At 65.5% G+C, this 13,720-nt stretch carries 12 protein-coding genes; 11 read left to right on the forward strand and 1 reads right to left on the reverse strand.

Going from position 1 to position 13,720, the window contains the following annotated elements; translation table 11 throughout:
- The first annotated feature begins 36 nt into the window (after positions 1-36).
- The 7 genes from hrpB (at position 37) to QQL24_RS26310 (ending at position 7,412) form a co-directional block, all read left to right on the forward strand.
- Positions 37-2,499, forward strand: coding sequence for an ATP-dependent helicase HrpB (gene hrpB / locus QQL24_RS26280; RefSeq protein WP_284315328.1), 2,463 nt, complete (start codon positions 37-39; stop codon positions 2,497-2,499).
- Between the two features lie 415 nt (positions 2,500-2,914).
- A complete protein-coding gene (rpmH, locus tag QQL24_RS26285; protein ID WP_082980037.1) occupies positions 2,915-3,049 on the forward strand; it encodes a 50S ribosomal protein L34 in 135 nt (44 codons plus the stop codon).
- Between the two features lie 61 nt (positions 3,050-3,110).
- Complete coding sequence (gene rnpA, locus QQL24_RS26290; RefSeq protein ID WP_284315263.1) at positions 3,111-3,521, forward strand: ribonuclease P protein component; 411 nt, start codon at positions 3,111-3,113, stop codon at positions 3,519-3,521.
- Positions 3,518-5,509: a membrane protein insertase YidC gene (gene yidC, locus QQL24_RS26295; RefSeq protein ID WP_284315264.1), complete on the forward strand. Its 1,992-nt coding sequence runs from the start codon at positions 3,518-3,520 to the stop codon at positions 5,507-5,509. Before rnpA ends, yidC begins: the two co-directional genes overlap by 4 nt.
- Positions 5,502-6,152: a ribosome biogenesis GTP-binding protein YihA/YsxC gene (gene yihA, locus QQL24_RS26300; protein WP_284315265.1), complete on the forward strand. Its 651-nt coding sequence runs from the start codon at positions 5,502-5,504 to the stop codon at positions 6,150-6,152. The genes yidC and yihA overlap by 8 nt, the downstream gene beginning before the upstream one ends.
- The gene (locus QQL24_RS26305; RefSeq protein WP_284315266.1) at positions 6,149-6,508 is read left to right on the forward strand and encodes a DUF423 domain-containing protein; all 360 of its coding nucleotides are present in this window, start codon (positions 6,149-6,151) and stop codon (positions 6,506-6,508) included. The genes yihA and QQL24_RS26305 overlap by 4 nt, the downstream gene beginning before the upstream one ends.
- 88 nt (positions 6,509-6,596) lie before the next feature.
- On the forward strand, positions 6,597-7,412 hold the full coding sequence (locus tag QQL24_RS26310) for an MBL fold metallo-hydrolase (protein WP_284315329.1): 816 nt from the start codon (positions 6,597-6,599) through the stop codon (positions 7,410-7,412).
- 161 nt (positions 7,413-7,573) lie between these two features.
- Here the strand turns inward: QQL24_RS26310 and QQL24_RS26315 are convergent, their stop codons facing one another.
- Positions 7,574-8,035 carry an Lrp/AsnC family transcriptional regulator gene (locus QQL24_RS26315; RefSeq protein ID WP_284315267.1) on the reverse strand — a complete coding sequence of 154 codons (462 nt, stop codon included), beginning with the start codon at positions 8,033-8,035 and terminating at the stop codon, positions 7,574-7,576.
- 239 nt (positions 8,036-8,274) lie between these two features.
- On the opposite strand from QQL24_RS26315, the gene QQL24_RS26320 reads away from it, so the two are divergent.
- The 4 genes from QQL24_RS26320 (at position 8,275) to QQL24_RS26335 (ending at position 13,715) form a co-directional block, all read left to right on the forward strand.
- Complete coding sequence (locus tag QQL24_RS26320; protein ID WP_284315268.1) at positions 8,275-10,683, forward strand: transketolase; 2,409 nt, start codon at positions 8,275-8,277, stop codon at positions 10,681-10,683.
- A 154-nt stretch (positions 10,684-10,837) separates the two neighbouring features.
- Entirely contained in the window at positions 10,838-11,983 is a 1,146-nt protein-coding gene (locus tag QQL24_RS26325; protein WP_284315269.1) for an endonuclease/exonuclease/phosphatase family protein, read from the forward strand.
- Positions 11,984-12,171: 188 nt separating this feature from the next.
- Positions 12,172-12,882 carry a glutamine amidotransferase gene (locus tag QQL24_RS26330; protein ID WP_284315270.1) on the forward strand — a complete coding sequence of 237 codons (711 nt, stop codon included), beginning with the start codon at positions 12,172-12,174 and terminating at the stop codon, positions 12,880-12,882.
- 338 nt (positions 12,883-13,220) lie between these two features.
- A complete protein-coding gene (locus tag QQL24_RS26335; RefSeq protein ID WP_284315271.1) occupies positions 13,221-13,715 on the forward strand; it encodes a hypothetical protein in 495 nt (164 codons plus the stop codon).
- The last annotated feature ends 5 nt before the right edge of the window (positions 13,716-13,720 follow it).

The following is a 13,720-nucleotide window of genomic DNA, read 5'->3' on the forward strand; positions in this document are numbered from 1 at the left end:
ATTGCGCTTGCCAGCATGATGGGCCACATCGGCGCGATGCGTTCCTTCGACCAGCCCTTGCCCATCGACGAGGCCCTGCCGGCCCTGCTCGCCGCCCTTGAAACGCGCCCGAATGCGGTGCTCGTGGCCCCGCCGGGTGCCGGCAAGACCACGCGCGTGCCCCTCGTCTTGCTCGACGAGGCCTGGACGAAGGGCGGCAAGATCGTCGTGCTGGAGCCGCGGCGCCTCGCTGCCCGGGCCGCCGCCGCGCGCATGGCCTCGACGCTGGGCGAGCCGGTCGGCGCCACCGTCGGCCTCAGGGTGAGGCTGGAATCGCGCATCTCGGCGAGGACGCGCATCGAGGTGGTCACCGAGGGCGTGTTCGCGCGCATGATTCTCGACGATCCCGGCCTGACAGGCATCGCCGCCGTGCTGTTCGACGAATTCCACGAACGCTCGCTCGATGCCGACGAGGGCCTCGCCTTCGCGCTCGACGCGCAGGCGGGCCTGCGCGAAGACCTGCGCATCCTGCCGATGTCCGCCACCATCGACGGGGGACGCGTCGCCGGCCTGATCGGCGGGGCGCCGGTGATCGAAAGCGCCGGCCGCGCCTTTCCGGTGACAACGCATTATCTCGGCCGCGACTCCCGCCAGCGAATCGACGAGGTGGTGGGCGAGGCGGTGATGCGGGCCCTGCGCGCCGAGCGGGGTTCCATCCTGGTCTTCCTGCCGGGGCAGGGGGAGATCATCCGCGTCGCCCGCCTGCTCGGCGAGAAGAGCCTCGGCGAGGATGTCGATATCGCCCCGCTCTACGGCGCCTTGGATGCGCGCGATCAGGACAGGGCGGTGGCTCCCGCGCCGGCCGGGCGCCGCAAGGTCGTCCTCGCCACCTCCATCGCCGAGACCAGCCTCACCATCGAGGGCGTGCGCGTGGTCGTCGATGCCGGCCTCGCCCGCGTGCCGCGCTATGAGCCCGATCTCGGCCTCACCCGGCTCGAAACCGTGCGTGTCTCGCGCGCCAGCGCCGATCAGCGCCGTGGCCGCGCCGGACGCACCGAACCCGGCACCTGCTACCGCCTCTGGGAGGAGGCAGCGACCGGCGCCTTCGAGGCCTTCGCCAAGCCCGAGATCCTGGCCGCCGATCTCAGCCCGCTGCTGCTCGACTGCGCCGCCTGGGGCGTCGGCGATCCGCTGACTCTCTCCTGGCTCGATCCGCCCCCGAAGCCGGCGCTCACCGAGGCGCGGGCGCTGCTCACCGCCATCGAGGCGCTGGATGACGCCGGCCGCCTCACCGATATGGGCCGGCAGCTCTCGGCTCTTGCGCTGCCGCCCCGGCTGGCGCGCATGATCGTGGCGGCCACTGAGACCGGCGAGGCCATGCTGGCGGCCGAGATCGCCGCCGTGCTTTCCGAGCGCGGACTGGGCGGGGATGGCACCGATCTCGTCGAACGCATCGAGCGCTTCCGGCGCGATCGCGGTGGCCGCTCGCAGGATATGAGGCGCCTGGCACGCGGCTGGGTGAAGGCGGTCTCGGGCGAGGCAAGGGAGACCGATCCGGCCCGCGCCGGCGCCGTGCTCGCGCTCGCCTTTCCGGACCGGGTGGCGGTGGCGCGCGGCCAGCCCGGGAGCTTCACCATGGAGAACGGCCGCGCGGCGCGGCTGGAATCGCATGACCGGCTGGCGCGCGAGCCCTTCCTCGCCATCGCCGAGATTGCGGGCAGCGCCGGGGCGAGCCGCATCCTGCTCGCCGCCCCGATCGCGCTGGAGGAAATCGACGCGCTGCATGGCGTCAGCGAAACGGTGACAACCGGGTATGATTCCGCCACCGCCAGCCTCAAGGCCCGCTCTCTCCGCCGTTACCGCCGCCTTGTACTGCAGGAATCCACCGCCGCCCTGCCACTCGATGGCGAGGCGGCGGTGCTTCTCGCCCGCGGCCTTGCCCAGAGCGGCATCGATCGTCTGCCCTGGAGCAAGGCGCAACGCCAGCTGCGTGACCGCGTGGCCTTCCTGCGCACTAGCGGCTCGCCGGGCTGGCCCGACCTTTCCGATGAGGCCCTGGCCGCCAGTGCGGAGGAGTGGCTCGCGCCGGTCCTCCAGGGCGTGCGCGGGCTCTCCGCCATCACGCCGGATATGCTGGACAGTGCCCTTTCGGGCCTCTTGCCGTGGAGCGAAAGACGCCGCCTCGACGCCGAGGCGCCGGCCTTCTTTGAGGCGCCGACCGGCTCCAATCTTGCCATCGACTATGAGGCGGAGGGCGGCCCGGCCATCTCGGTGCGGGTGCAGGAATTGTTCGGCCTGGCCAAACACCCCGCCATCGCCGGTGGGCGCGTCCCGCTGACCCTCAATCTGCTCTCGCCCGCCCATCGCCCGGTGCAGGTGACCAAGGACCTGCCAGGCTTCTGGAAGGGCTCCTACGCCGCCGTGCGGGTGGAGATGAAGGGGCGCTACCCCCGTCACCCCTGGCCGGAGGATCCGGCCGCCGCGACGCCGACGACGAGAGTAAAGCCGAGGGGGACGTAGCGCTGGGAGCTTTCTTGGGAGCGCGGACATCCTGTCCGCTCTTGAAACGATGGAGCATTAGGATGAGGCAGGCCATTGTTGCAGAGCTCGACCTTTTTAGGCCTCAGCCTTAATAACTGGCTTCGTCTTTGCCGGCGGTCGAGCCGTTTCAAGAGCGGACAGGATGTCCGCGCTCCCAGTGACGCGCTCCCAGGGATGCGCCCCAGGTGTCACGAACCCTTCGCATTCCCGCTCTTTCGGCGAGACTCCTGATTGACTTCCCGTCTGGCTTACCTCATAAGCACGGCGAATTTGGCGTCGCCCTCGGGCCGGGACGCACCCAGGGCGATGGCCGGGGCGCGTTTTTGCTGTTGCAGGTTAGGCGCTGTTCCCATTAACTCGATCGGCATCCGGCCGCGACTGCGGAGAACGACCCGTGAAACGTACCTATCAACCCTCCAAGCTTGTCCGCAAGCGTCGCCACGGCTTCCGCGCCCGTCTCGGCACCAAGGCCGGCCGCAAGGTTCTCGCTGCCCGCCGCGCCCACGGCCGCAAGCGCCTGTCCGCCTGAGGCGACCGGGCATGGCGCAATGATGGCCTGTCATTGCGCTCGACAACCCGAGCATTCATCGATGCAGCGACTGCTCAAGCGCCGGGACTTTCTGTTCGTCCGCGATGGCCGCAGGGCAAATGCTGCGACATTGTCTTTGCAGGCGCGCCGCCGGGAAGGTGGCCAGCCGGGCCTGTCCGAGGCCGCGGGACCGCAGAGCGATGAGCCGCGAGTCGGCTTTACCGTGACCAAGAAGGAAGGCGGCGCCGTCGAGCGCAACCGGATCCGCCGGCGCCTGCGCGAGGCGGTGCGGCTCTCTGGCGCGCTTCACGCGCGCGATGGCCATGATTATGTCGTCGTGGGGCGGCACTCCGCTCTCGGCGCGTCTTTTGCGACGATCGTTGACGAAATGATAGCGGCGTTCGGCCGTGTGCATGCGGAGCGCCAGGGCGCCCGCAAGCCGCGGCGCTCGGCCGATGAGGCTGCACGATGAAGAATGTAGACACCAAGAACCTCGTTCTGGCGATCTTCCTGACGCTGGTGGTGGTCGCGGTCTGGGAATATTTCATCGGCCAGCCCATGCAGCGCCGGCAGGAACTGGCGGCCCAGCAGCAACAGCAGATCCAGCAACAACAGCAGGCCGCCCAGCCGCAGCAACCGCAGGCGGCTGCGCCGGCCACCGGCAGCGGCTCGAATGTGCCGGGCGTTACCTCGGGCCAGCAGCAGTTCGGCAGCCGCGACGCGGCGGTGGAGGCTTCGCAGCGCGTGCAGATCGATTCGCAGCGCCTGATCGGTTCGATCAACCTTACCGGCGGCCTGATCGACGACCTTGCCCTGCGCGGCTATCGCGAGACGCTCGATCCCAACTCGCCGAATGTGAAGCTGTTCTCGCCGCGCGGCACGCCGATCCAGGCCGCCGATCATCACACCATCGTCGAGAATCACGGCCCCTATTTCACCTATTCCGGCTGGAAGACCGCGCCCGGCGCCAATCTGAAGGTCCCCGGCCTCGACACGGTGTGGACCGCCAAATCCACTGCGCCCTTGTCCTCGACCTCGCCCGTGCAGCTCGACTGGGACAATGGCCAGGGCCTCGTCTTCCATCGCACCATTTCGATCGACACGGACAGGTCCCAGACCGGCTGGCTCGTGCCGGAGGCCGGCGATGAACTGCCTGCGACCGCTCTCGACCTGCCGCGCCAGAACCTGCCGAAGGACGAGCAGGGCAGCGGTGCCAAGCCGATCGGCGGCTTCTTGTTCACCATCAAGGACAGCGTGGAGAACAAGGGCACCGCGCCGGTCCAGTTGGCCCAGACCTCCTACATCGCCCGTATCGGTACACCGACGGTGGGTGGCTATTCGGTGCTGCATGAGGGCCTGATCGGCCGCTTTAGCGGCACACAGGTCGAGACGACCTATAAGAGCCTCGATCCCGAAAAACCGGTCGATCATGCCAATGCCACCGGCTGGCTCGGCTTCACCGACAAATACTGGGCCAATGCCTTGGTGCCGGATCCGACCGCAACCTTCGACGGCAAGTTCGAGGTCGGCACGGTCAACGGTGTGCAGACCTATGTCGCCAGCATGTTGCGGCCGGAACAGACGGTGGCGCCCGGTTCCACCTATGAGGTGAGCACCGGTCTGTTCTCCGGCGCCAAGGAAGTCGCCACGCTCTCGTATTACGACGAGAAGACGAAGGTGGATAACCTCTCCTACCTGATCGACTGGGGCTATCTGTGGTTCATCACCAAGCCGCTCTTCCGTCTGATCGAGATCCTCTTCCATCTGTTCGGCAATTTCGGCCTGGCCATCCTCGGCACCACCGTCATCCTCAAGCTGTTCTTCTTCCCGCTCGCCAATCGCTCCTATGAGTCGATGTCGAAGATGAAGAAGGTCCAGCCGGAGATGCAGAAGATCAAGGACCAGTTCCCGGACGACAAGATGAAGCAGCAGCAGGCCACGATGGCGCTGTACAAGGAGCAGAAGATCAACCCATTGTCGGGTTGCCTGCCCATGCTCTTCCAGATCCCGGTGTTCTTCGCGCTCTATAAGGTGCTGTTCGTCACCATCGAAATGCGCCAGGCGCCCTTCTTTGGCTGGATTCATGATCTTTCGGCGCCCGATCCGACCACGATCTTCAACCTATTCGGCCTGGTTCCGTGGTCGCCGCCGGCGCAGCTGATGGTCGGCTTCTGGGTGATCCTGATGGGTTGCACCATGTTCATCCAGATGCAGCTCAACCCGGCCCCGCCGGATCCGACCCAGGCCATGATGTTCCGCTACATGCCGATCGTCTTCACCTATATGCTCGCGGCCTTCCCGGCCGGCCTGGTGATCTACTATTGCTGGAACAACTCGCTCTCGATCCTGCAGCAGACCCTGATCATGAAGAAAAACGGCGCCAAGATCGAATTGTGGGACAACCTCAAGTCGATCTTCATAAAAAAAAAGACCCCTGACGGATCCCGCGTAGATGCCTGAGGCCGTGGACTATGCAGCGGCCGGCAAGAAGCTCTTCGCCGCGAGCTGGGATTTCCGACATGCGAGCAATACGCTGGAAGCCCTGCCGCTGCCCGAGGGGGTGGAGATCGCCCTAGCCGGGCGCTCCAATGTCGGCAAGTCGAGCCTGATCAACGCGCTGACCAACCGCAATGCTCTGGCGCGCACCTCGCATACGCCGGGCCGTACGCAGGAACTGATCTTCTTCTCGGCAAATGCGCCGCTGACCCTGGTCGACATGCCCGGCTATGGCTATGCGAAGGTGAGTGATTCCAAGGTCAAGGCCTGGACCAGGCTGATCCATGACTATCTGCGCGGACGGGTGAATCTCGCTCGCGTCTTCGTGCTGATCGATGCCCGGCACGGCCTCAAGACCACCGACGATGCCGTGCTGAAGACGCTCGACCAGGCGGCCGTGGTCTACCAGATCGTGCTGACCAAGGCGGACGAGGTGAAGAAGGCCGACCTTGAAAAGCGGGTTGCCGAGACCAGGGAGAAGATCTCCCGCCGCCCCGCCGCCTTCCCCGAGCTGATCGTCACTTCGAGCCGCGAAGGTACCGGCATGGACGAACTGCGCGCCACCATCGCCCAAATCCTGGTGGAGCGCGGCGGCCTGAAGCCATGATCGCCGACCGTATTCTCGCGGTGCTCGGCTGCCTGTTCGGCGCCGCCGGCATCGTGCTGATGGCGCTCGCCGCCCATGGCCGCTGGCCGGAAATCAATTACGCCGCCGTGATGGTGCTCGCCCATGCGCCGGTGCTGCTGGGCGTGGCCGCCGCCATCCGACTCGGCCTGCTGCGCGACTTCGTGGCCCGCCCCGCGGCCTTCGTGCTGGCGGGCGCCGTTGCGCTCTTTTCGGCCGATGTGGCGCTTCACGCCATCACCGAAGGCCACCTCTTCCCGATGGCCGCACCGACCGGCGGCACCGTCTCCATCCTTGCCTGGCTGATGCTGGCGGTCTCGGCGGCGATGGCGCGATAGCTCCCGTTCTCTTGAAATTCCCGAAGGTCCTTTCCCTCAGCCCCTATCGTGTATCATGTTGCCTTAACCGCTATCAGGAGCAAGGATGATGACGGTATTTCTCTGCAAGGCCTGCGGCACCTCCTATCCGGACGCTCCCCAACCGCCCGCGGGATGCCCGATCTGCGAGGACGAGCGGCAATATATTCCGGCGGGCGGGCAGGAGTGGCTGGCGCGCGAAACGCTGGTGCCTGTTCATCGCAATGCCTGGCAGCAACACGAGCTCGGTCTCTACAGTCTCCAGACGATGCCCGCCTTTGCCATCAACCAGCGTGCCTTCCTGTTGCGGACGCCGGGCGGCAATGTGCTGTGGGATTGCATCGCCCTGCTCGACGGCGCCACCAAGGCGCTGGTCGAGAGCCTCGGGGGCCTGAGCGCCATCGCCATCTCTCATCCGCATTACTACTCGACGATGCAGGATTGGGCCGCCGCCTTCGGTGCGCCCATCCATTTGCATGCGGCCGACCGCCAGTGGATCATGCGGCCCGATCCTGCCATCCGTCTGTGGGAGGGCGATGCGCTGGAACTGTGGCCGGGCATCACCCTGGTGCGCGGCGGCGGGCATTTTCCCGGCGGTACGGTGCTGCATTGGGCTGACGGGGCCGATAAACGGGGCGTGTTACTCGCCGGCGATATCCTGCAGGTCACGCCCGGCGCCCATCGCATCTCCTTCATGTGGAGCTATCCCAACATGATGCCGCTGCCGGCCGCCGAGATCAGGAGGCTGATGGAGCGGGTGTCGGCCCGGCCGTTCGAGCGGATCTACGGCGCCTTTTTCGGGCAGAATGTGCTGGCGAACGCCCATGCCGTGCTCGGCGAGTCGGCGGCGCGCTATATCGAATTGCTGGAGGGACGGACGGGGTGAATTGGGGGCGGTTGGGCGGGCCTGACTGAAAAAGAGTGGCGAAGCTGAATAGGTGTCGCAATGACGAACGCGCGACTAGCTTTTCTCGACTTCTCGATCAGGTTCTTCAGACCGATATGGAACTGCGGCCAGCCAGGATAGGACGGGGCGGCCTCCGCCCCTCACTTGATCGGCAGCACGTTCGTATATTTCACCTGCGCCAGCGCGAAGCTCGATTCGATCGAGGCGATGCCGTCGAGCCGGGTGAGCTTGTCCTTGATGAAGCGCTCATAGGCGGCGAGATCGGCGCAGACCACGCGCAGGAGATAGTCGCGCGTTCCCGTCATCAGATAGCATTCCAGCACCTCGGGCCATTGCACGATGGCGGCGTCGAAGCGGTCGAGATATTCCTCGACCTGGCGCTCGAGCTTGATCGAGATGAAGACGCTGACCGGTAGGCCGACTTCCTTCTGCTCGACCACTGCGACATAGCCGCGGATGACGCCGCTTTCCTCCAGCTGCCGCACCCGGCGCAGGCAAGGTGAATGGGAAAGACCGACCTGCTCCGCCAGCGCCTGCACGGTGATGCGGCCGTCCTCCTGGAGCAGGCGCAGGATCTTGTGGTCGATGGCATCGAGGGGCATGGACTTCCCTGGGATCGCAGGCTTCCAGCCTGCCTCTTGAACCGTATCACCACCTGGAAAGGAAGATGCAGGCTGGAAGCCTGCGATCCCAGAGCGTCAGCGTCGCGATCATATTACGCAGGAATTCTCTCTTTCCAAGCGATAATCGCCAAATTGGAAATTACAATCCTGCAAGATTGACCAAAATCGCCGGCGTCTTTCTGCTATCCTCGGCGGACTCACGCCCGGAACCCCTTGCCATGGCCGACTCCCGCCTGCCTTTCCTCGCCGCCCTTGAACGCAAGGCGCTCTGGCTCTCCTCCTGGATGATCCACAACGCCAATCATCTGCGCGCCAAGGAGGACGGGCTCAAGGTCGGCGGTCACCAGGCCTCTTCCGCCTCGCTGGCAACGATCATGATCGCGCTTTACGGCGCCACCCTGCGTCCGCAGGACAGGGTGGCGGTGAAGCCGCATGCCTCGCCGATCTTCCATGCGCTCAACTATCTCTTCGGCCTGCAGAGTCTCGAAAAGCTGCAGAATTTTCGTGGCTTCAAGGGCGCCCAGAGCTATCCCTCGCGCACCAAGGATGTCGACGATGTCGATTTCTCCACCGGCTCCGTCGGTCTCGGCGTCGCGCAGACGCTCTTCTCGGCCTTGGTCCAGGACTATGTGAAGGCCAAGGGCTGGGGCGCAGGCACGGGAAATGACTGGCCGGAAGGGCGCATGATCTCCCTGGTCGGCGATGCCGAGATGGACGAGGGCAACATCTTCGAGGCGCTGCTGGAGGGCTGGAAGCAGGGCATCCGCAATGTCTGGTGGATCGTCGACTACAACCGGCAGTCCCTCGACGCGGTGGTGCGCGAGGGGCTGTGGGAGCGCTTCGAGTCGATCTTCCGCAATTTCGGCTGGGATGTCGTCATCCTCAAATATGGCAAGCTCCTCGAGGCCGCCTTCGCCGAGCCGGGTGGCGAGGCGTTGCGCCGCTGGATCGACAGCTGCCCCAACCAGCTTTACGCCGCGCTGTGCTACCAGGGCGGCTCTGCCTGGCGCCGGCACCTGATGGATGCCATCGGCGACCAGGGGCGGGTGGCTGAGATGATCGAGGCCCGCTCCGACGAGGAGCTGGCGCGGCTGATGACCAATCTCGCCGGCCATGACATGCCGAGCCTGCTGGAGGCCTTCGAGGCCGCTGCCGCGCATGATCGGCCGACCTGTTTCATCGCCTATACGGTGAAGGGCTTCGGGCTGCCTTTCCAGGGCCACAAGGACAATCATGCCGGCCTGATGACGCCGACGCAGATGGAGGTCTGGCAGAAGGCGATGGGCATCCGACCCGGCCATGAGTGGGACAAGTTCGAAGGGCTGGATCTGCCACCCGAGACTATGCAGGCGGCGCTCGACAAGGTGCCCTTCGTCCAGAAGGGACGCCGGCGCCTGGCCGCCGCCAAGGTGGAGGTGCCGGAGGCGCTGCCCTACCGCGCCGCCGCCGCGATGTCGACGCAACAGGGTTTCGGCGTCATCCTGAACGATCTTGCCGCCACCGACCTGCCGGTGGCCGAGCGGATTGTCACCACGGCGCCGGACGTGACGGTTTCCACCAATCTCGGCGGCTGGGTGAACCGGCGCGGTCTGTTCGCTCGCGAAGAGTTGGCGGACACCTTCAAAAAGGAGAAGATCCCCTCCACCTTCACCTGGGAGTTCTCGCCCAAGGGCCAGCATATCGAGCTCGGCATTGCCGAGATGAACCTGTTCATCCTGCTCTCGGCGCTCGGCCTCTCCCATTCCATCAATGGCGAGCGCCTGCTGCCGATCGGCACGCTCTACGACCCTTTCATCCAGCGCGGTCTCGATGCGCTCAACTATGCCTGCTACCAGGATGCCCGCTTCATGGTGGTGGCGACGCCTTCCGGCGTGACGCTGGCCCCGGAAGGCGGCGCGCATCAGTCGATCGCCACCCCTCTCATCGGCATCGCCCAGGATGGCCTCGCCGCCTTCGAGCCGGCCTTCGTCGACGAGCTCGCCGTGATCATGCGCTTTGCCTTCGATTACATGCAGCGCGACGGGGAGGGGGACCCCGACGAGACGACCTGGCTGCGCGACCAGACCGGTGGCTCTGTCTATCTGCGCCTCTCCACCCGCACGCTCGACCAGCCCCGGCGCGCAATGACGCCGGAGCTTGCCGCCGACATCGTCAACGGCGCCTATTGGATGCGCAAGCCCGGCCCCAATGCCGAGATCGTGGTGGCTGTGATGGGCGCCCCGACTGTCGAGGCCATCGAGGCCATGGGGCTGATGAGCGAGGATCGCCGCGACGCCGGCCTGCTGGTGATCACCTCGGCCGATCGCCTCAATGCCGGCTGGACCGCCGCCGAACGGGCCCGCCAGCGCGGCAATTTCAGCGCGAGGAGCCATATCGAGCGCTTGTTCGCGCCGCTTTCGCGCGATTGCGGCCTCGTTACCGTGGTCGACGGCCATCCTGCCACGCTCGCCTGGCTCGGTGGCGTGCGCGGCCAGCGCGTGACCTCGCTCGGCGTCGAGCATTTCGGCCAGACGGGCACGATCCAGGACCTCTACCGCCATCATGGCATCGATACGAACGGGATCCTGCACGCCGCGCAGGCCCTGGCGCCGGGCAGGCCAATGCGGAACAGGCGGGAGTTGCCTTAGCTGGGAGTACCCTGGGAGCGCGGACATCCTGTCCGCTCTTGAAACGATACCGCTGAAGAAGGGGGAGCGCCCCTTAACGAACGCGCAGCCTGGCTCTAAGACGTTAGTGTTTCAAGAGCGGACAGGATGTCCGCGCTCCCAGGTCACTTCCTCGATGCCCATCTCCCTCCTGCGCGTTGCTTCCTTCAACACCCAGCTCCTGGCCCGCCCCGGTGTGCTCTTTCATGAGCAGCCGCCCTATACGCCGGGGGAATACGAGGCCAAGACCGGCTTCATCGGCGGCCTCCTGGAGCGCGGACAGGTGGATATCGCCGGCTTCCAGGAAGTGTTCCACGAGGATGCCCTGCGCCATGCGGTGGAGAAATCGCCGCGCCTCCGGGGCGCCTATGTCTGCGCGCCACTCGCCGACGACAACGGCCCCAAGACTCCCGACGGTGCCCTGAATGCCCCGCGTGTCGGCTTCGCCAGCCGTCTGCCGGTGATCCGGGCCGAATCGATCCGGGCTTTTCCCTCCGGCCTCGGCAATGGCTTTGCCGTGCGCCGCGACGCGAATGGCCGGCAGGAAGCCGTGCCCGTTGGTATCGGCTTCTTCGAGCGGCCGGTGCTGCGGGTCGAGGTCTCCTTGCCAAACGGGGTTCCGCTCGCCGTCTATGTCGTGCATCTCAAATCGCGCCGTCCGGTGGTGCTGGAGGACGAGGACAGGCGCGACCCGGCGGTGCGGGCGCTGGCGGTGGTGCGCGCGCTGGTGCAGCGCGGGGCCGAGGCGGCGGCGCTTCGGGTGATGCTGACGCGCGACCTGGAGGGGCGCGGCGCGGAGCCACGGCCCGTGATGGTGCTCGGCGATCTCAACGACGAACTCACCAGCGCCACCACGGAACTCATCCGCGGCGAGCAGCCCCTGCCCGAAAGCCTGAAGCCGCTGATGGTCGATCCCGGCGACTGGCAGCGCAAGAACCGCCGGCTCTGGGACCTGCACCTTTACGCGGCATCTGACCAGCAGGCGAGCCACATCAAGGGTACGACGCTCTACACCCACATCCATTTCGGCGACTACCAGGTGCTCGACCACATCCTGTTCAGCCAGGAATTCTACAGCCGCAACCCTAGCAAGATCGGCGATTTCCGCTATTTGCAGGTCTATAACGATCATGTTGTCGATACCCATATGACCGACATCAACCGCAATATCCGCACGGTGAGCGACCACGGCGTGCCGGTGGCGGAATTCACCTTGCTGGCCCAGCCTCCCAGGCGGGAGGGCGCGGGAACGGCGCATGGGGGCCCGCCCGGCATTGGCTGATCGGCCGTCGACGCTGGCCTTGTCCCGCCCGTTTCACGGCAGTTGGCACAGGCTTTGCTTCGTTGTCAGTCGGGCTTCATCAGTCGGACTTGGTCCGTCGGGCTTGTGCGGTTGATCACCGCACCCGCTTAACTTTTCGACAACATTTGCGTAACACTATAGTTACCAAATCGTTTTACGGGCGAATCGTGACGAGAAAGAAGATCCTCATCGTTCTGCATCAGGAGCATTCTTCTCCGGGCCGTATCGGCCGGCTCCTGATCGAGCGCGGACATGAGCTCGACATTCGGCGCCCCCGTTTTGACGATCCCCTGCCCAGGACGATGGGCGAGCACGACGGTGCGGTGATCTTCGGCGGCCCGATGAGCGCGAATGATGACGAAGCCTGGATCCGCCGCGAGATCGACTGGATCGGCGTGCCGCTGCGCGAGGACAAGCCTTTCCTCGGCGTCTGCCTCGGCGCCCAGATGCTGGCCCGCCATCTCGGCGGCAAGGTGGCTCCCCGTGAGGACGGGGCGGTGGAGATCGGCTATTGGCCGATCAAGGCGACCCAGGACGGCCACGCCATGATGGAGTGGCCCGGCCATGTCTATCATTGGCACAAGGAAGGCTTCGAGCATGTGCGCGGCACCCGCCTGCTTGCCACGGGCGAGACCTTCACCAACCAGGCCTTCGCCTGCGAGCGGGCCGCCTATGGCATCCAGTTCCATCCGGAAGTCACCTATCTGATGATGAACCGCTGGACGGCCAAGAGCGAAGAGAAGCTGCGCGCCACCGGCGCCCAGGACCGCGAGACCCAGCTTTGGGGCCGCCATCAGCATGATCACAGCGTGCAGCAATGGCTGCACAGCTTCCTCGACCTGTGGCTGAAGCCCCGCATGGCGGTTGCTGCCGAATAAGCGGTGCGATTACTTTGCGTGACCGGAAAACGGCTCGGATGAAAGGCGGGAGCTATTCTCGCCTCCTCCGAGGGCAAGATGGCTTCTCGTCGCATGCCCTAGAGCAAAGCGCGTTCAGGCGCAAACGCTGCTTTGCTCTAACTCTTTGTTTCGACGCGTCTTTGCGATTCTTGCCGATTCCGGCAAATCGCAAAACGCTTTAGCGGTCGCACGACGAATATTGACAGACCGCAGGAGTGCGATAGATTTCGGCCGCATTCCAAACACTTCCTGTGTCCCGGTGTGTCCTCGCTTCGGTTTTACAGGCCGATCCACTTGAAGATCCTTTGGATAGGACGATGAGAAGTCTCTTCTTGGTTGGCCTCGCCTTTTGCCTGGCCGGTTGTGTGACGGCGGAAGAACAGCGCGGTCAAAATCTCGCCGTCGACAATCGCAATTGTGCTGCTTCGGGTTTTGCTCCCGGTTCGCAGGCGATGGCGCAATGCATGGCGACCGCCTCGGCCGCCCGCAGCGCCGATCAGGATCGCCAGGCGCAATGGCAGGCGCAGCAGCAGGCCATGCAGGCGCAGCGCGATCGCGATCAGGCCGCGCGGGATGCCCGCAACAGGCAGATCGCCGATCAGGAGGCGCGCGACCGCGAAAACCGCATCCGGGCAACCATGAGCCAGCCGCAGCCCGGCATTCCCGCCATCCAGCCCGTCGAGATCAAGCCGAAGGATCTCGACCCGATGGGGACGCGGAATGATGACGATGGCCAGCCGCCAACCGCCTCGCGGATTCCAGGCATGAATTGCTCGGGCAGCGGTGATGAGGCGACCTGCGACGCCCGCTGAGCCAG

The sequence above is a fragment of the Labrys miyagiensis genome (genome assembly GCF_030160835.1).
GTDB classification, from domain to species: Bacteria; Pseudomonadota; Alphaproteobacteria; order Rhizobiales; family Labraceae; genus Labrys; species Labrys miyagiensis.